Here is a 24,986-nt window from a genome sequence, read left to right as displayed (position 1 = left end):
GCGGCCCCGACAAGCTTCGTCATCTGGTGCCCGGGAGGGGAGTCGAACCCCTACGCCCTCACGGACAGCGCATTTTGAGTGCGCCGCGTCTACCATTCCGCCACCCGGGCCAGCTCGCTCATTGTGGCACAAAACTCGCCTCGGAGCACATCATGCTCATGTAGTGCTCCCACGCGGTCTCATGAGAGGGTGGTTGGCTCCTTGTGGGCCACTCCGGACTCAGATGTGGGCCTCGGCGGCGGGAAAACGTCGGTTGAGGGGCATTGTGTGACGAAGTCAGGGCAATGCCACGACCATCTGTGCCATCATGTCAGTGGCAGGATACCTGCTCGGCCTGGTGGGTCTGGCCGGCATCCTGGCCATGGCGTCGCGCTAGGATAGCAGGCGTTGTCAACGTCAGACATGCAAGGAAATCAACGTGGGTAACTCAACAAGCTCCGACAAGCGGGTATCTGACATCAATGCGGAGAGTGCTCGTCCCCGAGTCATCGTGGCGGAAGATGAGGCCCTCATTCGCCTGGATCTGGTGGAGCTGCTCGAGGATCAGGGTTACGAGGTGGTGGCCCAGGCCAGTGATGGTGAGGAGGCCGTCTCACTGGCGCGTGAGCTGGAGCCCGATCTCGTCGTCATGGACGTCAAAATGCCCAAGATGGACGGAATCACCGCAGCAGACAAGATCGCCGAGGAACGTATCTGCGCCGTCGTCATGCTCACCGCCTTCTCCCAGCGCGATCTCATCGAGCGTGCCAAGGAAGCCGGGGCAATGGCCTACGTCGTCAAGCCCTTCGATGTGTCAGACGTCGTACCCGCGATCGAGATCGCTCTTGCTCGATTCCAGGAGATCCGTGCTGTTGAAGACGAGATCGCCGACCTTGAGGAGCGTCTTGAGTCCCGCAAGCTCGTCGACCAGGCCAAGGGGATGCTCCAGTCCAGCTTGGGCCTCACTGAGCCAGAAGCCTTCCGTTGGATCCAGAAGACTGCCATGGACCTGCGTAAGTCCATGCGTGAGGTTGCCCAAGGGGTCATCGACCACGGGCGCAAGTGACGGCGGTGTTCGTGTTCAGTCGAGGTCGATGATTTGGCAGCTCACCCGTCCCACCGCGCAGATCCGTCCCAGATCATCGACAATCTCCACCGCGTGAGTCGTGGTACGCCGTCCCAGGTGCATGGCCGTGGCGGTCGCCGTCATGTGCTCTCCCTTGGGGGCGCGCATGTGGGAGACATTGAGCTCGGTTCCCACTGCGCCTTTGCCGCTTTGATGTGCAAAGAACATGGCGGCCAAGGAGCCGGCCGTTTCCACCAGCACTCCTGACCCACCGCCGTGCCACAGTCCGAGTGGCTGGGTGTTGCCGGCCAAGGGTGCCTTGATGACGCAACGCTCTGGTGAGAGCTCAATCACCTCGACGCCGAGCTTGTCGTCGAGCGGGCTCACCAGGTCGGTGAGCCATGTGGGGAGTCCGGATTCCTTGGATGCGTAACTCATGTGACGTAGCTTGCCACGTTGGCGAGCGAAGTAGCACCCCCTCCTGCCCCGCTGTGTCATTCGCTCTCGACTCGACGCGGCGGTCAGGGTTTGGCTCGGCTGCCCCACCTTTCAACTTCCTGTTCGCAGTCGTGCTCCCGACTGTCTGCTTTCTCCTGCTGCGGTCAGGTGACGTGGGTCACATTGCTCGGTGGCGCTGATCGAAGCTGTAGTCCTCTCCTCCAGCATGTCGTTGTGCACGCCAAGGACACGCAGTCACATTGCTTGGCGCGTCGATGTCGAAGCTGTGGTGGCTCTTCCCTTGGCTACGCACCCGTCAGCGGGTCGCTCCTCTGCTGCTTTCCCTTGGTAGTCACCCTCCGTTCTTCCCCGGTATCTGCTTTCGGTGGTGGGGGTGGTTGGAGCAGGATCGTCAAGTCTTGTCCCCCGCGGTATTCACTTTCGTCTTTCTTGGTGGTCACGTGCTCGTTCCTCGGGCAGTCTTCTTCGTCTTTTCCCAGCGGCTAGGTCCCGCTCCCGGCAGGCTCCTCTCACCCTCCCGCCCCAGTAGCCTCCCCTCGCCTGCGGACATGGTGCTTGCCTCTCCTTGACGCGTCGTCCCTCTGTCTTAACGGCCATGCCTGTTTCAGGCAGTCATCTCCACTTTTTCTAGTGGTACGCGCTTACCTCTCTCGGAGTAGTTCTTTCTCGCCTCCTGTCCGTGGCCAAGTGGTCACCTTCGCAGCTACCCCGTCTTTTTCTGGTGACATGCGTGTGCTCCCCCCTGATAGCCACCACTCGCCACCTTTCCTTGTGGTCACACGTTCACCTCTCTTTTCCGTGGCCGGGGGAGCGGTAGTCGTTGCCAGCATCGAGTGAGTGACATCCTCTGGGCGATCTGTGGAGAAATGGTTGCGAAAGGCCGTGGATGTCACCCTGCTTTGCAGTGGGGCGACTCATGAACAGAAATACCACGCCGTCGTCGCCGATCCAGCTCACAGATGCATGTTTCATGCCTGATGTTTAAAGGACCTACGTGTCTGTGAAGGCTCCACCAGAGCGCCGTGGGGCCGCGTGGGCCGTCGTTGCCGGGAGATCGTGTGGTTCGCCATTGTCGTGAGCTGTGAGGGGCTGTGGGCATCCCCCTTGCCATGGTTTTCCACGGAACTCGTGTAGGGTGGGGAACCGCCTCTGAACGTGTGAAAGTAATGGGGACGTAAGCCCGCTCTCCAGCAGTTGGTCACGCTTCATGCCCGTGGAGGCCAGCTCGGGCACGTCTGCCCGGCACGCACGAGGAACACCAGGCTTCCGCATCTGCGGGGCCGGCTCCATTCAATAACGACAGCACCCCTGCTTCTCCGTCCGGAGAGCTCACAGTGTGCAACTGGTCAGCAGTCTGGTTCGTCACGCTCACGTTCGGTGGTGCAGCCTAAACCTGACCGAAGCCTCCTTGACCAGGTCAGGCCTCCTCGGTCAGGTTGTGTGAGGAAGTGAAACCGAGCCCCGTCATGACACCATTGCGTCCGCCGTGTCAGGCCTGTGTGGCAAATTGGTTGCCACAGCCGAGGTTTACCACCAGTCGTGGCAGCTCAAGGTTCTCACAACCAATTTGCCACGCGGGCTCGTGGTACCGGTGATTTTCGGTCGGGGTTGGTCAATGGGGCAGGTGGTTCCTCAGGACAAACCGGTCCGTTCTCCAGCGCCAGCAGCGATGACGACGGGCGCACACATCAGTGCTGGGAGAAAACCGCGTCTTTCATCGCCTAGAGTCGTACACATGAGCCAACGCCCCACCCTGTTGATTGTCGACGGCCACTCGATGGCATTTCGCGCGTTCTTCGCCTTGCCGGTGGAGAACTTCACCACGCGTACCGGCCAGCACACCAACGCGGTGCATGGCTTCGTCTCCATGCTCACTCGGCTCATCAAGGATGAGGAGCCGAGTCACATAGCGGTGGCCTTCGATCTCCCCGGCGGTACCTTCCGCACTGAGCAGTACCAGGACTACAAGGGTGGTCGGGCGGCCACTCCGCCGGAATTTCCCGGGCAGGTTGAGCTCATCAAGGAGGTTCTCGACGCGCTCAACATCACTCATCTCTCGGTGCCCGGTTATGAGGCCGACGACATTCTTGCGACCCTGGCCACCTCGGCCAGCGCGGCAGACATGGACACCCTCGTCGTCTCTGGGGATCGGGATGCCATGCAGCTTGTCACTGACCAGGTCACTGTTCTCTATCCCAAGCAGGGCGTCTCCAGGTTGGAGCGTATGACCCCGCAGGCCGTTGAGGAGAAGTACCTCGTCTCCCCGGAACGGTATCCGGAACTGGCTGCTCTGGTGGGTGAGCATGCCGACAATCTGCCCGGCGTTCCCGGGGTCGGTCCCAAAACTGCTGCGAAGTGGCTCGCGGCGTACGACGGTCTCGACAACCTCCTGGCGGACGCAGATTCGGTCAAGGGCAAGGCTGGTGCCTCGTTCCGTGACCATCTCGACGACGTCAGGCGCAACCGTCGTCTCAATGCTCTGGTGCGGGATCTGGAGCTGGAGGTTGGCCTTGACGATCTGGCCCGACGTAGTTGGGATCAGCAGGCCACACGCCAGCTCTTCGACTCCTTGGAGTTCCGCTCACTGTGGGATCGCGTCAAGGCCATGGAAGGCACCGACGGGGCGCAGGACAGTGCGCAAACTGTGGATGTCACCGTCCAGGTGCCAGGGGAGGGCGAGCTCGACTCGTGGTTGCAAGCCCATCGAGATGTTCGACTCGGCGTGGACGCCACCGGGACGTGGATCTGTGGAGCCGACGACGTCACTGGTGTCGTCATAGGGTCACCGCAACAGGAAGCCGTCAGACTGGACCTCACTGATCTCCGCCCGGCAGATGAGAAGGCCTTCGCCGATTGGCTCGCTGACCCCCACTGCCCCAAGGTCATGCATGCCGCCAAGAACCAGATCGAAGCCTTCGCCGCACGTGGGATGGTTGTTGGCGGTCTCAGCTGTGACACCGAGTTGGCTGCCTACCTGCTGCACCCGGATCGGCGCAAGTATCAACTTGACGATCTGGTTCTTGAGTATCTCGATCTTGAACTCGTCCCGACCCACGACCAACCCAGTCAGGGCACACTCGACTTCGACGACGATGCCACGGTTGAACTGTCTGCGCGTCAAGCAGTACTCATCGCTCGGTTGGCCGACGTCCTCGAGCAGGAACTCGACAATCGTAGCGAGCTCGGCCTGCTCCACGATCTTGAGTTGCCTGTTCAACGCAGCCTGATCGCCATGGAACAGGCTGGTGTTGCCGTCGACACCGATGTGCTGGGCGGGTTGCGCGCTGACTTCGACTCCCGGGTTCGCAAAGCCGAGGAACTGGCTTGGCAGGCAGCGGGGGAGCAGGTGAATCTCGGTTCGCCGAAGCAGCTGCAGGCTGTTCTCTTCGACCGTCTCGACATGCCCAAGACGCGCAGGACCAAATCCGGTTACACCACTGACGCCGCTGCCCTGGAGGGGCTGTTCAAGAAGACCCAGCACCCCTTCCTTGCACATCTGTTGGCCCACCGCGAGGCGATCCGCATGCGGCAGACCATTGACGGGCTGCTCAAGTCCATTGCCGACGACGGACGAATCCACACCACCTATCAGCAGACGGTTGCTGCCACCGGTCGACTGTCGAGTACCGACCCCAACCTTCAGAACATCCCCATGCGCACCGAGGAAGGGCGACGTATCCGGGAAGGATTCGTCGTGGGTGAGGGATACGCATCGCTCATGAGTGCCGACTACTCCCAGATCGAGATGCGCATCATGGCCCATGCCTGCGGGGACGAGTCGCTCATCGAGGCATTCGCCTCTGGTCTGGACTTTCACACGGTGACGGCTTCGCACGTCTTCCGGGTGCCGATCGAGAACGTCACCGCGGCCCAACGTTCCAAGGTCAAGGCCATGAACTACGGCTTGGCGTATGGGCTGAGCGACTATGGGCTCTCGCAGCGACTCGACGTTCCGGTGGCGGAGGCTCGTGAACTCATGGACGACTACTTCAGCCGGTTCGGCAAGGTGCAGCAGTACCTCAACCAGGTCGTCGACCAGGCCCGTAGGGATGGGTGGACCTCGACTCTGTTGGGCCGCCGGCGCTATCTACCCGATCTCAACTCGTCGAATCGGCAGCGTCGCGAGATGGCCGAACGTGCCGCCCTCAACGCGCCGATCCAAGGCACAGCTGCCGACCTCATGAAGTTGGCCATGCTCGCCACCGATCAAGGACTTGCTGAGCACGGGCTTCGTTCCCGTGTGCTGCTGCAGATCCACGACGAGCTCGTCCTCGAGGTTGCCCCGGGGGAGGAACAACGGGTGCGTGAGGTCGTCACCGACGCGATGGGTGGCGCCATGGATCTGGCGGTGCCACTGACTGTCGCGATTGGCGTTGGGCGGTCCTGGTTCGACGCGGCGCACTGAATGAGATGACATCGTTGAGCGTGCCACGGACATTCCAGATGTTCCCCTGATCCAGATGATCCCCTGAGTTGTCTGGGGAATCTCCGCGTGGGTGCCCATGGCATCTTTTTCGATACTCGGCTCCCGTGGTGCTTTGCATGGGCATGTGAGTGCTGGACGTGGTGTCCGGGGCTGGGACTCCTGGCGGTCTGGCGCGCATGCTCTTTCCGTGCTGCCACGCAAGGCCTTCGCGTCGATGAGCAGATACCACCGTGGGGGTGTGCGCTCCTGCACGGTGCATCTTTTGCCGCTGCTGTGGTGTTCCTGTGCGTTGATGGGGTGGTTGCCATGTGGAGTGTCAGATGAGGCGGTTGGCAACACGATTACCACGGGTGGTCGTGGGAACAGGGGCGCGGTGTGTCTTGGTCAGTTTCTCGATTCGGGGTGGCCATCCCGAATCATTTCGCAGATCGCTCTTTGACAAGCGATCTTAGATTGAGTCGAGACCAGTCATGATGTGGCGGAGCTGTGGTTCGGTGTAGTGGCGCGTGGGCTTGTGACGAATGTGGAGGTGGGTGGTGATCCAGTCGAGGACGAAGTGCGGGTGGTGGCGCAGCATGGTGGGTGTGATGTGGAGAATCTTCCAGCCGTGTTGCTCGAGGTGAGCAGTGCGCATCATGGTGTGTTCGTAGCCATCGATGGTGCCGTGGATGGTGCGGCCATCAATCTCTGTGGCGAGTTTCTCAGCGTTGAAGGCTTGGTCAAGGTAATAGATGCGGTTCCCGGCGTGGATTTCGTGGTTGGATTTGTGGCCGGTGATGCCGGTGGCTCTGAGCAGTCGTGCCATGTGAAGTTCGGGGATGGACCAGGCGTTGAGGGCGATATCGGCCAAGGCTTGGTCGACCTGGGTTTTGGGATATCGGCCGGTGAGGCTTTTTCGGGCTGCACGGCAGGAACCAGGTGAGACGAGGCGCTGCCGGAGCGCTTCACAGACCCAGTCCCAGTTCCCATGGATGGCGAGGATGAGGACGCAGACTTCTGGTGTGGTGAGGCGGATGTGTTCGCGATAGGTGATGAATCGATCGGGGATGTGCCAGCGGTGCACGGTGATTCCTGGTCGGCTCAGATGCCGGGTGAGTGAACATGCCTCGATGCTGGTGATGCCGGTGAAGTCGAGCACGTGGTGGGTGTTGGGCGCTGTCATGCCGTGCATGATGAGGGCAGCTTTCCCGGTGAGGATGGTGTTGGGGTCCCAGAGCCAGAGAGCTCGGATGAGGGTGGTGGGGTCGTGGGCCAGTGCTGCGGCGGCTATCACACCTGGTAGCACACGTACTGCGTCTCCGCGAGCGACGGTTCGGTCGGCTTGGCCTCGGTATGGTGAATTGCGGCGGACACGGGCCACGCCGGTGTGATTGAGGTGGTCGTACAAGGTTGTCACGTCTGTGGTTGTTGTGGCCGGGGCTGATTTCCGGCGTGTTTGCCATTCCTTGTGGACAGTGATCGGGCGAGAAGACTGAGTTGTTGTGGATATTTTGTTCGGCACGACCGGGAATGCCATTTGCCGTGGTAGGTCCTGCGGTTGCCACCACGATCACCACAGCGGCCGGCGGAGAAGTGCGAGACACAAGGGCGTGGGAACCGGCGATGGGCCGGTGGTGGGTGGTGAGGAGGCCCGTGGAGTCGGAGCTGACCGTGACAGGTGTGAGCCGGAATTGATGGCTCTGAAGCCGCTTGGACAAGGGACACTGACCGGAAAGGTTTGGGAAGGGGATGTTGACCGGAATGGTTCGGGCAGTACCGGGACTCTTGTAGCCAATGCAGGACGATGAGGATGAATCTGGAGTAGTCCTCGGGGTACTGAGCGGGACTCTGAGATGGCGTGATGGTCCTGGAGGGGAGCGGAGCCGTGGAGAGTGATGGGGCCAGAGGCAGAGATGCAGCGGCGAGTGGAGTCGATCAGTCGCGCGGGCAGACCAAGGAAATGGTGCAGGTGTGCTCGTGCAGATATCGGTCACGCCACGAAGGATGAGAAGAGATGGATGCGAGGAGGTGACAAGGAAAAACGGAGCAGGAAATGAGAACCCAGAAGGTGGCTCCCGACCCACCCGGTCGGGAGCCACCGCATGGACGCCGGTCAGGCTGGGGCGAATTCCACCATCCGCTCCGCCAGCACCGAGAGCACGTGACGCCACGATTTACCGGTTGCCCGCTGCATACCGATCTCGCAGGTGCGGTTGGCCGAGAGATACACGTCGAACTCGCGGGCGCGCAGCTGCGCTGTTTCTCGGGCGGTGGCCGACTCGGTGAGTTCGGGGTGCAGCATTCCACGATCACCTGCGAATCCGCAGCATCCCCAGTCATCGGCGACGACCACGTCATCGGCGATGGCCTGTGCGCAGCGGTACAGCGCGTCATTCCAAGACATGCGCGTGGACGAGCAGGTGGGGTGCAGCGCAGCCGAGCGCAGTTTCGGCAGGTCGGGAAGCACGGGAAGCAGCTCGTCGGCGATGTACTGCACGGCGTCGACGATCCGGATCCCGGTGACTCCCTCGTACTCGAGCTCGTGGACGAATCCCTCGGAGCAACTCACCGCATCCGAGATGACGGTGAGTTCGCCGCCATGGGTGGCCTCCTGCATGATGTCGACGACTCTGCGACGCATGGTCGCGTAGCCGATTGTCATGCCCTTTGACTTCCACGGTGTGCCACAACAGACCGCTTCGATGCCCTGGGGCACGGTGACGCCGACCCCTGCTGTAGCGAGCAACGACAACACGGAGAACTCGAGGGTCTCCTCCTGGGGCACGGCGGATCCGAACATCGTGTTGACGCATGCAGGTAGGTAGACGACCTCGGGGCGTCCCACAGGCCCGCGACGGTGGCCTGACGATCGCCGCCGACCGCCCGCGGGCAACTCCTTCGACAGGAGCGGTACCCGGTCGGCCCCCACGATCGATCGCGCCGCACCGAGTACGGTGTTGGTTGCTCGGGTCGGAATGGGGTGTACTGCATCCATTCCCAGGCTGGCAGCACTGACGAATGGCCCCCATCCCTTGGCTGCGATGTCCCAGACGCCCTGCCAGGCCGGCGAATTGCCTTCAGCGCGCAGTCGGCGTACCAGGTCGCCGGTGTTGATGTGCAACGGACAGTTTGTCTGGCACATCCCGTCCACGGCGCACGTCTGGATCACCGGGTATTGTTCGTCGGCGCTCAGCTGCGCGGCGAGTTCCTCGTCACCATCGGCGTGTGCCTGGGCGATCGCCCGCTGCACGACGATACGTTGACGAGGTGTGAGGGTGAGGTCACGTGACGGGCAGACGGGTTCGCAGTACCCGCATTCGACGCACCGGTCCACCTCTTCCTGGACGGTCGGGCTGAGCTTGATGTCCTTGAGGTGCAGCTGCGGATCATCGGTGATGATCGTTCCCGGGTTGAGCATCTGATCTGGGTCGGCGGCGTTCTTGAGTTTGACCATGACGTTGTAGAGCTCGGGTCCGTACTGCCGCTCGACGAAGGGCGCCATGATGCGTCCGGTACCATGCTCGGCCTTGAGCGTCCCTTCGGCGGCCAGGACCAGATCGACCATGTCCTCGGTGAATCGTTCGTAACGATCCAGGCCCTTCCTGTCGCGGAAGTCCTCGACGACGAGGAAGTGGATGTTGCCGTCCTTGGCGTGGCCGAAGATGATTGAGCCGGGGTAGCCGTGCTTGCCGAACAGGTGCTGGAGGTCTCCACACACCCCGGCGAGGCTTTCCACCGGAACGGCGATGTCCTCCAGGAGCGGCGTCTGACCGGATTTTCGGGTGCCCGCGATCTTGGTGTAGAGCCCGTTGCGCAGGTTCCAGATCGGTCCGCGGGTGGCAGGGTCGCCGGTGAATTCCGGCTCGTTGACGAGATCGAGGGTGTCGATGACGGCGTTGCCACGCTCCTCCGCCTCACGACGCGACTGTTCGTCGGCGCAGTGGTACTCAACGAGCAGAGCCGCGTCGTCACCACCCGGTGACGGTGGCACGATGTGGCCGTCACGTGGATCACGCCTGCACAGTTCGAGGGAGGCGGAGTCCATCAGTTCGGTGACGGTGACCCCGGACTCCAGCAGAGCGGGTAGGGCCGTGGTGGCGCTTTCCAGAGTGGGGAAGTGCAACAGGGCGGTGGAGATCTGAGGCATGACCGGCAGCGTCCGCATGACTGCCGATGCGATGAATCCCAAGGTGCCTTCCGATCCGATCATGAGGTGGGAGAGGATCTGGGACGGTGAGTCATGGTCGAGGAAGGAGTTGAGACCGTAGCCCATGGTGTTCTTCATCGAGAACAGGTGGCGGATCCGTTCTGCATGTTCTGGGCGGCGACACGTCTCGCGCAGTCGTAGCAGGGTTTCGACGAGCTCGGGTTCGGTACTGCAGAGTTTGTCGTCGGCGTCGGGATCGGCGGTGTCGAGGACCGTGCCACTGGCCAGGACGATCACCATGGATTCCAACGTCTGGTACGAGTTGGCGATCGTGCCGCAGCTCATGCCCGAGGAATTGTCGGCGAGGACTCCGCCCACGGTGCAGGCCACGGACGAGGCCGGGTCGGGGCCAAGCTTGCGTTGATACCGTGCCAAGGCGGTGTTGACGGCACGTATCGTTGCCCCGGGCTGGACTCTCACCCGTCGGCCCTCGTCAAGGACCTCGATCCCGCGGAAGGCGCGACGGGTGTCGACCATGATTCCGTCGGTGAGTCCTTGGCCAGACAGGCTCGTCCCACCGGAGCGGAATGTGAGGCTGACCTTGTGACGACGTGCGGCAGTCATGGCGCAGGCAACGTCGTCGGCGGTGGTGGCACGCACCAGCGCTCCGGGCGTGAGCAGGTAGTGGGAGGCGTCAGCCGCGACGGCGGAGAGGTCGAGCAGGTCTGCACTGACCTGCTTGGATCCGATTGAGTCCTGCAGCTGGCGGATGAGCCCATCGGGCAGAATGGACTGCTGAGTACGTTTCATACCAGCACCTTAGTAGGGGAAGCTTGTCCCGGTGGCTGGTTGCAGACAGGACATGGACGCGATCTGGAGCACCGGCGATGCGCGGGAGGCCTCCGGCTCATGAGAGGCATTGGCGGGGTGAGAACGGGACTGGATTCGTTGCGTGCGAGGACGCCACGATGCATCCTCGTGTGGCGTGAGTTGTGCTGGGCCCGCCCGGGTTGAGGACTTACGGTCCTGCCGGCCACATCACATTCGTCGTGGGGTCACCGTTGAGGTCATCCGGCCACCGTGTCGTCGGCCCTGTCATGAGCGGGTTGCAGACCCACCCCTCTTGGTGCCGCTCGATCACTCGACTGTTGTTTCAGCGAGCATCTGCACCCGTCGGATGGGGATCCACCCATGGCGTGGAATGGGTTGCGGTTCCTGGCTGGATGCTCCGAATGGGAGGGTCCTTGGCAGATGGGGGGTCCTTGGGCAGGGGTGAAAATCGCCGGTACGGGCGGGGCGCGAGCCACTACGGACCAGGTTGACCCTCTCCCGCGGAGGGCTGTAAAATGCCCAAATGTCATCGCTGTGCGCTCTCGGACAGAGGGGGGCGCCGCGGGCCTCATGTTTTCGAGCATGACCCAAGGGGTGGCACCACACATCCACGCAACCAACCGGAGTCCTACTACATGACCTCCTCCACTGAGGCCTCCACCTCGAATTCGGTCGACAACGACCAGCAGACTGCCGCCACCGCCACCGAGAACAACTCGGTCACCGTTGACGACCTGGGCAGCACCGAAGCCTTCATGGCTGCGGTTGACGCCACCATCAAGTACTTCAACGACGGTGACATCGTCACCGGAACCGTCGTCAAGGTCGACCGTGACGAGGTCCTCCTCGACATCGGTTACAAGACCGAGGGCGTCATCCCCTCCAAGGAGCTGTCGATCAAGCATGACGTCGATCCATTCGACGTCGTCAAGGTCGGTGACGAGATCGAGGCCTTGGTCCAGCAGAAAGAGGACAAGGAAGGCCGCCTCATCCTCTCCAAGAAGCGTGCTCAGTACGAGCGTGCCTGGGGCAGCATTGAGAAGATCAAGGACGAGGAGGGTGTCGTCTCCGGTACCGTCATCGAGGTCGTCAAGGGCGGCCTGATCGTCGACATCGGTCTGCGTGGCTTCCTGCCGGCCTCCTTGGTCGAGATGCGTCGTGTTCGTGACCTCCAGCCCTACGTCGGCGAGGAGATCGAGGCCAAGATCATCGAGCTCGACAAGAACCGCAACAACGTGGTTCTGTCGCGTCGTGCCTGGCTCGAGCAGACCCAGTCCGAGGTTCGCCACAACTTCCTGCAGCAGCTGCAGAAGGGGCAGATCCGCAAGGGCGTCGTCTCCTCCATCGTCAACTTCGGTGCCTTCGTCGACCTCGGTGGGGTTGACGGCCTGGTCCACGTCTCCGAGCTGTCCTGGAAGCACATCGACCACCCGGGTGAGGTCGTCGAGGTCGGTCAGCCGGTCACCGTTGAGGTGCTGGACGTCGACATGGATCGCGAGCGCGTCTCCCTGTCGCTCAAAGCCACCCAGGAAGATCCGTGGCAGGCCTTCGCCCGGCTGCACCAGATCGGCCAGATCGTTCCCGGCAAGGTCACCAAGCTCGTCCCGTTCGGTGCCTTCGTCCGTGTCGAGGACGGCATCGAAGGCCTGGTTCACGTCTCCGAGCTCGCCGAGCGTCACGTGGAGATCCCCGAGCAGGTTGTCTCGGTCAACGACGACGTCATGGTCAAGATCATCGACATCGATTTGGACCGCCGCCGCATCTCGCTGTCGCTCAAGCAGGCCAACGAGGGTATGGACACCACCTCCGACGAGTTCGACCCCTCGCTGTACGGCATGACCGCCTCCTACGACGAGAACGGCAACTACATCTACCCCGAGGGCTTCGATCCGGAGACCAACGAGTGGAGGCCCGGCTACGACGAGCAGCGCATCGCCTGGGAGCAGCAGTACGCCGAGGCCCAGGCTCGCTGGGAGGCCCACAAGAAGCAGGTCATCGCTGCCGAGGAGGCTGAGCGTGAGGCTGCCGTGGAACAGCCTGCCTCCGCCACGTCCTACACTTCGCAGGCTCCGACCGAGGGTTCGCTTGCCTCTGACGAGGCTCTGCAGGCCCTGCGTGACAAGCTCACCAACGGCTGAGTTTTTCCTGAGCACTACTGCTGACGCGTCCCCCCTCACCCGCCGTGGTGAAGGGGACGCGTTGTTTGTCGCGCAGTTTTCACAGTGCACTCCTTGCGCAGAAGGCACGTGGACAGTACGGGCAGCATGAAGCCGAGACCGCAAATGCGTTCCCCACGCAGAGGACACGTGTCTCGACGTGGTGCATGATCTGGCCACCATGAAAGGTTGACTCATTCGCGGAGTGTTGATGCGAATCGCTGTTAGCACGAATCGTTCGGAAAACTCGCAAGGCTCGGTATGAGGGGTTGCCCCTTCACGGAGTGTTGGCGTACCGAGCGCCTTGACCAACGACGAGCCAAAAAGACCAGCTGTGGCGGATGGGTGACGGGATCCCCGGGAAAACTGCTCGGCGGATTTCCCGTACTGTTCGTAGAGCTTCCGTTCCGCGTCTGACTGCCGAGTTGGCACTGAGTTCACTTCGCTCTGGCGGCAGCCGAGTTGACGTTGAGTTCGTTCCGCGTCTGACAGTCAAGTTGGTGCTGAGTCCGCTCTGTGCTGAGCTGGCGCTGAGTCCGGTTTCGGTCGGCGGCAGCTGAGCTGGCTCTGCGAGCTTCCTCCTGCTCATAGAGCTTCCGGATATGCACACACCGAGCCACACGACAGCCGCAGAGCTTCCTCCTGCTCACAGGGCTTCCCCTGCCGTGGGGGCGAATCTCTGTGTGGTAATCGTGGTCGAGAACGATGAAGATGCTACTGCGCGTGGCAGAACATGGGGATGCGAACCGGATGTGCACACGCCTGACGAATGCAGCGAGATATTTCAGTGGCCCTCGCCAGGATCATGACCTGTGGAATTCTGGGTACCTGAGATCTCAGCTTTCCGTGCCGCGTCAGCAGAGGGAGAGAGTCAACGGCCTGCCCGATGCAGATGCCCACGATGACGCGCCCATGGTCGACCACGTTCATGACACAATGGGTTGGTGAGCTTCGCACCAGTCTCTGCACCACGCCGCCGTCGTATCGCGCTCACCGGGGGCATTGCGTCTGGCAAAACCACGGTGGCTCAGCTCCTCGCCAAGCGTGGGGCTCTTGTCCTCGACTACGACCAGCTCTCCCGCGACGTTGTCGCGCCCGGTGGCACAGGACTGTCCCGGGTGGCTGCCGAGTTCGGCCCTGAGGTCCTCAACGAGGACGGTAGCTTGAATCGAGCGGCCCTGGCTGAGGTGGTCTTTTCCGATGCACAAGGACGGCAACGGCTGGAAGCCATTCTGCATCCACTCGTCACAGCCCGGGCAGATGAACTTGAGGCACAGGCCCCAGCAGACCAACTCGTCATCCACGACGTTCCGCTGCTGGTCGAAGCAGGGCTTGCTGACAGGTTTGACGTCATCATCGTCACTGATCTTGACCCTCATGAGCAGGTGAAACGTGCCCAGCTCCGGGACGGCTCATCCGCACAGCAGGTATCCAGGCGAATGGCTGCCCAGGCGAGCCGGGCTGAGCGTCTCGCGGTGGCTGACCATGTCATCGACGCCTCGGGGGCGCTGGAGGAATTGGACGCCAAGGTTGATCGGCTGTGGGCTGAGTTGGTGACGTGACGTCGGCTGGCATGGGAAATGGCTTGGCAGCGGCATAGCCTTGGATCATGCGTCCTGTCAACGAGATCACCCGCCGAATCGCCCCAATGCACGTCGTGAGCGAATTCCAGCCTTCCGGTGACCAGCCCAAGGCCATCAACGAGCTGGAGCGGCGCCTCAAGGAGGGGGAACAGGACGTCGTGCTGCTGGGTGCCACCGGCACCGGCAAGACAGCCACCGTCGCATGGCTCGCGGAGCGGGTGCAGCGCCCGATGCTCGTCATGCAGCCCAACAAGACCCTGGCAGCGCAGTTCGCCCAGGAGCTGCGCGGATTCTTCCCGGACAACGCCGTCGAGTACTTCGTGTCGTACTACGACTACTACCAACCAGAGGCGTATGTACCGCAGACCGACACCTACATCGAGAAGGACTCCAACATCAACGATGAGGTGGAGCGACTGCGACACTCTGCGACCACGTCGCTGCTCACCCGTCGCGACGTCATCGTCGTCTCCACGGTGTCGGCCATCTATGGTTTGGGCACCCCGTCGGAGTACGTGGAGCGGATGATCACCTTGGAGGTTGGTCAGGAGTGGGACCGACGGGAGTTGTTGTCCGAACTCATCACCAACCAGTACGTTCGCAACGACATCTCTTCCGAACGCGGCACGTTCCGAGTCCAAGGTGACACCATCGAGATCTTCCCGGTGTATGAGGAGAACGCAGTACGTATCGAATTCTTTGGCGATGAGATCGAAGCGCTCACCACGATGCATCCCATCACCGGCGAGGTGCTGCACGAGGACGACATCGTCTACGTCTTCCCCGCGAGCCACTATGCTGCTGGTCCGGAACGCATGGAGCGAGCGATGAAATCGATCGAGGCCGAGTTGTCTGAGCGTCTGAGGATCCTGGAGCGTGATGGCAAGCTCCTGGAGGCGCAACGCCTCAAGATGCGTACCACCTATGACCTTGAGATGATGCACCAGATTGGTTCGTGCTCCGGGATCGAGAACTACTCGCGGCACATTGACGGACGCGGCCCCGGTACCGCCCCGAACTGTCTGCTCGACTATTTCCCGGAGGATTTCCTTCTTGTCGTTGATGAATCGCATGTGACGATTCCTCAGATCGGCGGTATGTACGAAGGTGACATGAGCCGCAAACGCACCCTTGTCGAGCACGGTTTTCGCCTGCCCAGCGCCATGGACAATCGTCCGCTCAAATTTGACGAGTTCGTCCAGCGTATTGGTCAGACGGTGTATCTCTCGGCAACTCCGGGTAGCTACGAGACGGAGCGTGCCAACGGCCAGGTGGAGCAGATCATCCGTCCCACTGGCTTGGTGGATCCGGAGATCATCGTCAAGCCGACCAATGGTCAGATCGACGATCTCATGGGCTTGATCAAGGAACGTGCCGAGCGTGACGAGCGAGTCCTCGTGACGACATTGACGAAGAAGATGGCGGAGGATCTCACCGATTATCTCATGGAACATGGAGTACGTACTCGATATCTTCATTCTGAGATCGAGACCTTGAAACGCATCGAGTTGCTCAAGCAACTGCGTATGGGTGAGTACGACGTGCTGGTGGGTATCAACCTGTTGCGTGAGGGACTCGACCTTCCCGAGGTGTCACTCGTTGCCATTCTGGACGCCGACAAGGAGGGGTTCCTGCGTTCGGATCGGTCGCTCATCCAGACCATCGGTCGCGCAGCCCGAAACGTCAATGGCCAGGTCGTCATGTACGCAGACACGATCACTGAGTCGATGCGGTTTGCCATTGACGAGACGAATCGCCGTCGCGAAATCCAACTGGCCTACAACAAGGAGCACGGCATCGATCCGACTCCGCTGCGCAAGAAGATCGGTGACATCACCGAGATGTTGGCTCGTGAGGAGGCCGACACCGATGAACTCGTGGCCCGGTTCGACTACGGCAAGGGGCATCGTGGCTACGACTCGATGATCACCGATGAGCAACGGGCACATCGGCAGTTGGACAGCGGGAAGATGAGCGAGCAGGAGCTTGGCGACCTCATCGTGGAGCTCACCGCGCAGATGCGTGACGCTGCTGGCGAGCTCAAGTTCGAGGTGGCGGCACGTCTACGTGACGAGGTCGCTGACCTCAAGAAGGATCTACGCCAGATGGTGGAGGCCAACCGCTGAGTTGAGGGCACCGGTCGGTGGGAGGCCCTTGGGTGTCCCCATATTTTCTACCGACCGCTGCATGAGGCGTTGAAGCCTCGGTTCTGAACCTATGTGATGCCATGGCTCGGACTCGGCGCGTGGTATTTCTGTTACGGATGGCGTGTGCTGCCACGTCTCGTGGCATGAACGTGATGTGGGAACGGATTTTCCACGCTCCGTCCAGCGGCCACGCACCAGTTGCTGGGGGTGGCTTGCGCTACGCAGGAGGGGGGTGGCTTGCGCTACGCAGGAGGGGGTGGCTTGTGCTACGCAGGAGATGCCTCACGGGATCCAGGGCGAAAGGATCCGGCGATCTCAGGGATCGTCGGGGTGGGGGAATCGGCCGTACATGTCGCGCAGGGCTTTTCTGCAACAGAAAAACAAGGTGACAGAGCGGGCCACGGGATGCCACACTGGTAACTCCTGAGGGGGAGTAGTCTGCGAATGCTGTGGTCGTCACCACGGTCGCGCCATCGCGATCCGGCCACCCGACTCCGAGTGTGACTTGGAGTGGACGAGACCTTCGGACCTTCCCACGCACGTCAGGAGGGCCGATGCCTGTCCACTCGTACACTTGGATCATCACCGTCGCCGTCATGCTCGGTCTGCTCATCTTTGATGTGCTCCTCATGAAACGGCACCCACACAAACCATCTGCCAAGGAATGCAGCATCTGGGTCAGTGTTTACATCGGACTTGCGGTGCTCTTCGGGATGGGTGTCTGGATGCTCGCTGGTAGATCGTGGGGGCGTCAGTTCTATGCGGTGTGGATAACTGAATACAGTCTGTCTCTGGACAATTTGTTCATCTTCATCATTCTCATGAGCAAGTTGAAGGTTCCGGAGAAGTTGCAGCAATTCGCATTGCTGTGTGGGATCATTCTTGCCTTGGTCTTCCGTGGCGTTTTCATTGCACTTGGCAAGGCCGTCCTTGACGCCTGGGCCTGGGTGTTCTTCGTCTTCGGACTGTTCCTGCTGTACTCGGCGATCAGCCTTGTCAGGGAGTACTTCTCCAAGGAAGGCAATGGGGAGGACGCTCCCGACAACGCCCTCATGAGATGGGTGAAACGGCGCGTTCCGACAACTGGCGATTATCGTGGCACGGCATTCTTCGTCCGTGAGGGTGGAAAGCGACTCGCGACCTCAATGCTCACCGTCGCCGTCGCCTTGGGTAGCACAGACCTGCTCTTCGCCCTGGACTCCATTCCGGCAAGCTATGGATTGACGAATGAGCCCTACCTCATTTTCACGGCAAACGTCTTTGCTCTCATGGGGCTTCGTCAACTGTATTTCCTGTTGGGGAATCTGCTCAACAGACTGGTTTTCCTGCAGCTGGGGTTGGCAGTCATTCTGGGGTTCATTTCTCTCAAACTTGTTGGGCATGCCATGAACCATTACGGGCTCGATGATAAATGGTTGGGGTTCTCCGCAGAGGTGTCGGAAGGTGTCTCACTGGGCGTCATCATTGGTACCCTCATCGTCACGACAGTGGTGTCGCTGACGTACTCGCGCCTGCACCCGGGAGCGAGTGGGCGAGACTGAGGTGAGTGTCAGGAGGACAACTGGCTGAAGGTTCCTCATGAATTGAGGGTGGAGACGCGCACTCAGTCAGACTGATTACTGTTCGTACAGCCATCTTGAGCTGTACCCATGAATTCACGTGACCATACTCGGCAGGAGCGTTTCCCTTCAGCTCAGCAGCGGGATCACCAGGTGCTCGGCCCCGGTGAGAGAACTCGAATTGTCACGTCCGGACAACCACCCGGCGAGCTCGGCGTCTGAGCCATGCACTGTTGTGGCAAAACCGTTTGAACCGATGCGGTCGGTGTAACCGGAGTCTGACACGATGCGCAGCGCCGGAACGTCTGCACGGTTGTGGAGTCGGAAACACACCCATTGCAGCAGTATGCGAGCGCTGAGGTCGTCAAGACTGCGCAGATCAAAGTCAATGTCCAAATCGACGTGGTGCAGCACGACCTCCGCCAGGCGGACGGAAGGAAGTTCGTGGGCATGGACGAGTATCCCCGGGCCGAGGATCACTGGTGTGGCGGGGTCCACAGGATCAAGTGCGTCAAAGATCTCGTGGAGTTCGCCTGCTGCTGTGTCCATGTCGATCTGCAGTTCGACTCCCGGACGCTCCGACCCGCGCTCGATCTCAGAGATGCGATTTTCGCGTGATTCGTACAGGGGACCGGGTTGCTCACCGTTGACGAGTGCTGAGGCCACTCGACCCAGGGCTTGGGCACCTCGTGCCAAATGCGTTGCGACATGCGCGCGTGTCCACCCCGGTAGCAGACTGGGAGACTGCCATTGCTCATCGGAAATGTCCATGGTGGCACCGAGCAGTCGCTGGGTGGCATCCCTTTTCGCTTGGCGGACCTCGGACATGGGTGCATCAATGCGTAACCCCGATGAGTGCGTCTGCGAGGTGGTCATGACTCGACCATATATTGTCTGATCTGCTGAAACGATCCTCCCTCGGTTCAGCAGGGTTGGAGCGACACTATCCACTCATGCGGGTCGTGGCTGGGCGTGGAATTGTGGTGGGCGAGTGCGTCTGCTGCCACATGGGGTGGCAGGTGGGACGCTCTGAAACCCGTTGGCCATAGCGGCAGCAGTTGCCGGACTCCACTTTCAGATCGATGCGCTCCAGGTGTCCCAACACGGGGGCTCATGGGCAATTGGGGTAGATGCACTGACTCCGGGGGAGCTGCCGCGGGGGCCTCGTGACGTCCTTGTGGCGTGCAGCCTTCATGGCCTCGGCATCTTCCGGCGAGCTGTGGCTTTTCTGTTGCGCGTCGTGGGTGCTGCCACGAGAGATGGTAGATGGTTGCGTTGTGAACAGGATTTCCACGAAGCCTGTTCCCCTCCAAGCACGGTTTGGGCCATGTACGGATTGGACGCATCGGCAGTAGACCCGGCGGCCTATTCGGGTCTGCCTCCCTCCGTGCCCAGTCTGATCGAAGACATGGCTTGGCGTGTCTGTCATGGGGTGAGAAACGAGTAGCACCGGGACGTGAAAACGGGGATGTGAAAGCTGTGAGCTGTGGTAAATCCGTTGTGAAGTGAAAGTGCTGCCACGTGGGGCAGCAGATGTGATCGGCGGGAACGAGATTTCCACGGAGGGGATTGGTCACGGTCGACCACGCAGGCTTGCGGGTCTGGATCCGTGTGGGACTGAAATCTGCGACAACCTGGTCGACGCACGCCCGTCCTACCAGCTGGGATCCGTACGGATCTGGAATCTGCAATGGGGAGGAAGGTCGCGCCTGAGATGGGGGGAAGGGCGCACCTGATGTCATGGTGTCGGCCTGGTGCCATGGTGTTGGGGGAGTGTGGGGACGCCACGGTGAAGTTGCTGTGGTTTTCCTGTTGCAGATTGCGGTTGGTGCCACATGGGTGGTAGCTGAGCTCAGAGGAAACAGGTTTTCCACGGAAGCGGGCATATTGCTCGGGGTCAACTTGGGATTTGCCGAGGTGACTGTGGAGTTGTGAAGAGGTCGCATCGTTCGAGGACGGTTCGGACCCGCCGAAGCGGCCATGGAGCCGGAGGCGCGCTTATCGTACGAGGTCGACTTGGGCCCGCCGAGGTGGCGGCGGAGCTCCGGGGAAACAGGTTTTCCACGGAAGCGGGCATGTTGTTCAGGATCGGCTTGGGGCCTGCTGGGATGGTTGTGGGGTCGTGAAGCGGGCATATCGTTCGAAGTCGGCCTGGGTTTCGCCGAGACGGCTGCGGGGCCGTGAAGCGGCGTGCCGTTCGGGGCCGGCACTTCCAGCCTGCTGCAGGACCTCACCCTTGCGGACTCGGAAGTGGTCCTCACCAAGGCTGGTCTGCCGTCGCCGGACGAACCTCACCCTTGTGAGTTCGGAAGTGATTGAGATGGTGCGGTTCTGAGCAGACCTGGCCCTTGAGGACTCGACGCCATGAGAGAACGCCTCCCAGCGCGCTCGGCGGATCTGTGAGGATTACCTCGCCCCTCCCGTAACATGGCTGGACGTGAGTGGTGATCGAATAGTCGTGCGGGGAGCCCGGGAACACAATCTGCGCAATGTCAACGTGGAGCTTCCTCGGGACCAGCTCATCGTCTTCACTGGCCTCAGCGGGTCGGGCAAGTCATCCCTGGCCTTCGACACGATCTTCGCCGAGGGTCAGCGCCGCTACGTCGAGTCCCTGTCGGCATATGCACGTCAGTTCCTCGGTCAGATGGACAAGCCCGACGTCGACTTCATCGAGGGGCTGTCCCCGGCGGTGTCCATCGACCAGAAGTCGACCTCACGCAACCCGCGCTCCACGGTGGGCACCATCACCGAGATCCACGACTACCTGCGTCTGTTGTGGGCGCGCATTGGTGTGCCGCACTGCCCCATCTGTGGCGAACCCATCGCCAAACAGACCCCGCAGCAGGTCGTCGACCGGCTGTTCACCGTCGACGAACGCACCAAGTTCCAGGTGCTCGCCCCAGTGGTACGTGGCCGCAAGGGGGAGTACGTCGAACTGTTCCGCCAGCTCACCACCGACGGTTTCACTCGTGTGCGGGTGGACGGCACGGTGTACCGGCTGGGCGAGGTGCCGGCCCTGGACAAGAAACGCAAGCACGACATCGACGTGGTCGTCGACCGGCTCGTCGTCAAGCCCTCGATCAAGCAGCGGCTCACCGAGTCGGTGGAGACCGCCATGCGGTTGGCGAGTGGCGTTGTCGCCGTCGATTTCGTCGATCGTCCCGAGGACGCCCCGGACCGGGAACGGCGGTTCTCGGAGAATCTGGCCTGCCCCAATGGCCACGACGTCGAGATGGATGAACTGGAGCCGAGGCAGTTCTCGTTCAACGGCCCGTGGGGTGCCTGCCCGGTGTGCTCCGGGCTGGGAACGACCCAGGACGTCGACCCGGAGCTCGTCGTCCCCGATTCCCAGGTGAGTCTGGTGGACGGGGCCGTAGCGCCGTGGGCGACCCCCCAGGTGGCCAGACACTTCAGACACGTCTTCGAGGGGTTGGGTGCCGATCACGACTTCGACCCGACCCTGCCGTGGGCCGAGCTGCCCGCGAAGGTGCGCAAACTCGTCCTGGAGGGTGATGGCGACCCGGTCATGGTGACCTACCGCAACCGATTCGGGCGGGTGCGTTCGTTCTCGCAGAACTACGAGGGCGTGCTGCACTACGTGCGCCGCCGCTACGACGAGGCCGAAACGGACTCGGCCCGGTCGCGGTGGGGGCAGTACCTGCGCGAACATCCCTGCCCGGCCTGCGACGGCAAACGCCTCAAACCATCCAGCCTGGCGGTGACGGTGGACGGGCACTCCATCGCCGATGTCGCCGACCTGTCGGTGGGCAAGGCGTCGGAATTCTTCGACGCCCTCACCCTCAGCGAGCGTGACGCCATGATCTCGGCGCGAGTGGTCAAGGAGGTGCGCGCCAGGCTGCGTTTCCTCGTCGACGTCGGCCTGGACTACCTCACCCTGTCGCGCTCGGCGGGGTCGCTGTCGGGCGGTGAGGCCCAGCGGATCCGGCTCGCCACCCAGATCGGCTCGGGCCTGGTGGGTGTGCTCTACGTGCTCGACGAGCCGTCCATCGGGCTGCACCAGCGCGACAACCGTCGTCTCATCGACACCCTCGTGCGGCTGCGAGACATGGGCAACACGCTCATCGTCGTCGAGCATGACGAGGAGACGATCCGCGAGGCCGACTGGGTGGTCGACGTCGGCCCGGGGGCCGGTGAGCACGGCGGCAAGGTCGTCGTGAATGGCCCGGTCAAGCAGCTGCTCGCCAGCAAGGAATCCCTCACCGGGGCCTATCTGGCAGGTAGACGGTCGATCCCGGTGCCGCAGGAGCGTCGTCCTCGCACCGGCCGTGATCTCGTCGTCAAGGGGGCACGTCAGAACAACCTCAAGAACATTGACGTCACCTTCCCGCTGGGACAGTTCGTCGTCGTCACCGGCGTGAGTGGCTCGGGCAAGTCGACGCTCGTCAACCAGATCCTCTACACCTCGTTGGCCAGTCGTCTGCACGGGTCGCGCACGGTTCCGGGCAGGCACGACACCGTGACCGGCATTGACGAGATCGACAAGGTGATCCACGTCGACCAGTCGCCGATCGGGCGCACACCGCGCTCCAACCCGGCCACCTACACCGGGGTGTTCGACAAGATTCGTGCACTGTTCGCCCAGACTCCCGAGGCGAAGATACGCGGCTACCAGCAGGGGCGGTTCTCGTTCAACATCAAGGGTGGACGCTGTGAGAACTGCCAGGGTGAAGGCACCATCAAGATCGAGATGAACTTCCTGCCCGACGTCTACGTCCCCTGTGAGGTGTGTCACGGCGCGCGCTACAACCGCGAGACGCTGGAGGTGCACTACAAGGGCAAGACGATCGCCGACGTGCTCGACATGCCGATCGAGGAGGCAGCGGAGTTCTTCGAACCGATCAAGTCCATCCACCGGCACCTCAAGACCCTTGTCGAGGTGGGGTTGGGATACGTGCGGCTGGGGCAGCCTGCGACCACCCTGTCCGGCGGTGAGGCGCAGCGCGTCAAACTGGCCTCCGAGCTGCAGCGACGCTCGACGGGTCGTACCCTCTACGTCCTCGACGAGCCCACCACCGGGCTGCACTTCGAGGACATCAACAAGCTGCTCAAGGTGCTCGGCCGGCTCGTCGAGCAGGGCAACTCGGTGATCGTCATCGAGCACAATCTGGACGTCATCAAGACGGCTGACTGGATCATCGACATGGGTCCCGGCGGGGGCGACGGCGGTGGCACCGTCGTGGCGCAGGGCAGCCCGGAGGAGGTTGCGGCCTGTCCCGACTCGTTCACCGGGCAGTTCCTGGCGGAGATTCTCTGAGGGGTGGGCCACCCCAGGTGCGTGGGGTGGACGCTACCCCAGACGCAAGAACCACAAAGTCCTTATACTCTGCTGCAGGCGCGTGGGGTAGCCCATAACGACAACGTCCAGCCCGATCCCCGGTGCATCACACCTTGGCTGCAGGTGCGTGAGGTGGGCAGCGGATGGGCCAATCACGCAGTGGATGGTGGTCCTCACCGCCTACCCCTCTGGGGGAGTGGAGCCGGGAACCGGTGATGCTGCCGTGGTGGATGAGTCGCTCCTACCCCTCCAGGGGAGGGGAGTTTTCCCGTGCGTGACAGGACGGGGCCGCCAGAGCGGCGTCGGTCACATCCCAAGGTTGCGTGGGTCGTACCCCACGGTCGCGTGACAAGGGGCCAGAGTGGCATCGGTCACACCCCAAGACCTCAGCCTTCCCATGTGTGACAAGCAGCAGGCTTTTGCCCTTGGTTCCAAAGAGAGCTTCAGGGCCTGAAGGTGGCAGGTGGGGGTGCTCTCAGCGGGTGCCGGGATTTCCGGTGGCGCTGGCTCGTGCGCCATGCACCATGCCGGCGACGACGAGGTGATCGACTCGGTTGATCCAGTGCACTTCACAGGAATTGGGATGAATCTCGATCATCGAGGTGGACGTGTTGGCCAGGTTGAACCACCACGGTTCGGTGCCGGTGGGGTAGTCGGCCAGCTGGGCGGCGCGCTGCGGGGCGATGATCGTCTCCAGGGTGAGTGCCCCGATGGCGCCGTGCCCCACCCAGGCGACGACGTCGTCATCGGCGTGGGCACTGATGAGCCATGACGCGATCCGGTTGGCCCGCTCGACGGCATGGGCCGGGGTCTCGATGTCGTCGTGGTACCAGCCGTCCTCGGTGATGTCGGGATCGAGGACGGCACGCGGGCTGTGCGCCGCAAGTACGGAGCGCGACGAGCCGGGATGTGCCCGGGGACCGTCCGAGGTGATCTGCACCGGGCCGGGGCGCTCGTGCAGCATGCTCTTGACGCCGATCGGAAGATCGAGGGCGTCGGCCATCGGTGCGGCGGTCTGCAGGGTGCGGCTCATGGGGGAGCAGTAGATGTGCGTCGGGCGCGGATCGACGCCGGGAATCCAGTCGGCGAGCGCGTGGGCCTGACGGTGCCCGAGTTCGGTGAGTTCCGGGTCGGGCAGACGACCGGTGGTGTAGGCGTTTCCTCCTTGGTTGGCGAGGGCGTTGTTGGTGGACTGTCCGTGGCGGATGAGGAGAAGATGCACGGCATCAGCCTACTGGTGAGCTGCGCCCACGGTCATCAATGAGTGGGAGCAATTTCAACGTACACTGATATAGCTCATCGACGATATTGATAATGTGGGCTGTGTATCTGGGAATCTGCCAGACTGTATCTGGCGA

At 62.0% G+C, this 24,986-nt stretch carries 11 protein-coding genes, 1 tRNA gene and 1 pseudogene; 7 read left to right on the top strand and 6 right to left on the bottom strand.

Going from position 1 to position 24,986, the window contains the following annotated elements:
* Positions 1-24: 24 nt before the first annotated feature.
* Positions 25-110, bottom strand: a tRNA-Leu gene (locus CKV91_RS08775).
* 308 nt (positions 111-418) lie between these two features.
* Here CKV91_RS08775 and CKV91_RS08770 point away from each other — a divergent pair.
* Positions 419-1,045 (top strand): ANTAR domain-containing response regulator, encoded by a 627-nt coding sequence (locus CKV91_RS08770; RefSeq protein WP_021104328.1) that lies wholly within the window; start codon positions 419-421, stop codon positions 1,043-1,045.
* Positions 1,046-1,060: 15 nt separating this feature from the next.
* Here the strand turns inward: CKV91_RS08770 and CKV91_RS08765 are convergent, their stop codons facing one another.
* On the bottom strand, positions 1,061-1,483 hold the full coding sequence (locus CKV91_RS08765) for a PaaI family thioesterase (protein WP_021104329.1): 423 nt from the start codon (positions 1,481-1,483) through the stop codon (positions 1,061-1,063).
* A gap of 1,756 nt (positions 1,484-3,239) precedes the next feature.
* Here CKV91_RS08765 and polA point away from each other — a divergent pair.
* Complete coding sequence (polA, locus tag CKV91_RS08760; protein WP_021104330.1) at positions 3,240-5,909, top strand: DNA polymerase I; 2,670 nt, start codon at positions 3,240-3,242, stop codon at positions 5,907-5,909.
* A 469-nt stretch (positions 5,910-6,378) separates the two neighbouring features.
* On the opposite strand, the gene CKV91_RS08755 is transcribed toward polA, so the two are convergent.
* The gene (locus CKV91_RS08755) at positions 6,379-7,203 is read right to left on the bottom strand and encodes an endonuclease domain-containing protein (RefSeq protein ID WP_021104331.1); all 825 of its coding nucleotides are present in this window, start codon (positions 7,201-7,203) and stop codon (positions 6,379-6,381) included.
* 819 nt (positions 7,204-8,022) lie between these two features.
* Positions 8,023-10,866 (bottom strand): FAD-binding and (Fe-S)-binding domain-containing protein, encoded by a 2,844-nt coding sequence (locus CKV91_RS08750; protein ID WP_065860473.1) that lies wholly within the window; start codon positions 10,864-10,866, stop codon positions 8,023-8,025.
* A gap of 656 nt (positions 10,867-11,522) precedes the next feature.
* Here CKV91_RS08750 and rpsA point away from each other — a divergent pair.
* The 4 genes from rpsA (at position 11,523) to CKV91_RS08725 (ending at position 18,314) form a co-directional block, all read left to right on the top strand.
* Positions 11,523-13,025 (top strand): 30S ribosomal protein S1, encoded by a 1,503-nt coding sequence (gene rpsA / locus CKV91_RS08745; protein ID WP_021104333.1) that lies wholly within the window; start codon positions 11,523-11,525, stop codon positions 13,023-13,025.
* Between the two features lie 962 nt (positions 13,026-13,987).
* Positions 13,988-14,605: a dephospho-CoA kinase gene (coaE, locus tag CKV91_RS08735; protein WP_021105704.1), complete on the top strand. Its 618-nt coding sequence runs from the start codon at positions 13,988-13,990 to the stop codon at positions 14,603-14,605.
* Positions 14,606-14,652: 47 nt separating this feature from the next.
* Positions 14,653-16,752 carry an excinuclease ABC subunit UvrB gene (gene uvrB / locus CKV91_RS08730; RefSeq protein WP_021104335.1) on the top strand — a complete coding sequence of 700 codons (2,100 nt, stop codon included), beginning with the start codon at positions 14,653-14,655 and terminating at the stop codon, positions 16,750-16,752.
* Positions 16,753-17,327: 575 nt separating this feature from the next.
* On the top strand, positions 17,328-18,314 hold the full coding sequence (locus tag CKV91_RS08725; protein WP_021104336.1) for a TerC/Alx family metal homeostasis membrane protein: 987 nt from the start codon (positions 17,328-17,330) through the stop codon (positions 18,312-18,314).
* 147 nt (positions 18,315-18,461) lie between these two features.
* On the opposite strand, the gene CKV91_RS08720 is transcribed toward CKV91_RS08725, so the two are convergent.
* Positions 18,462-19,103, bottom strand: a complete 642-nt coding sequence (locus CKV91_RS08720) for a maleylpyruvate isomerase family mycothiol-dependent enzyme (RefSeq protein ID WP_036957482.1) — start codon at positions 19,101-19,103, stop codon at positions 18,462-18,464.
* A gap of 1,666 nt (positions 19,104-20,769) precedes the next feature.
* On the opposite strand from CKV91_RS08720, the pseudogene uvrA reads away from it, so the two are divergent.
* Positions 20,770-23,604: pseudogene (uvrA, locus tag CKV91_RS08715) on the top strand (excinuclease ABC subunit UvrA); the annotation flags it as partial.
* 499 nt (positions 23,605-24,103) lie between these two features.
* Here uvrA and CKV91_RS08710 read toward each other — a convergent pair.
* Complete coding sequence (locus tag CKV91_RS08710) at positions 24,104-24,850, bottom strand: histidine phosphatase family protein (RefSeq protein WP_065860474.1); 747 nt, start codon at positions 24,848-24,850, stop codon at positions 24,104-24,106.
* Positions 24,851-24,986: the final 136 nt, after the last annotated feature.

Origin of the sequence: Cutibacterium granulosum, from assembly GCF_900186975.1 — a bacterium.
Taxonomy (GTDB): Bacteria; Actinomycetota; Actinomycetes; order Propionibacteriales; family Propionibacteriaceae; genus Cutibacterium; species Cutibacterium granulosum.
The sequence above is the reverse complement of the archived record's forward strand: the minus strand, read 5'-3'. Positions and strand labels throughout refer to the sequence as shown.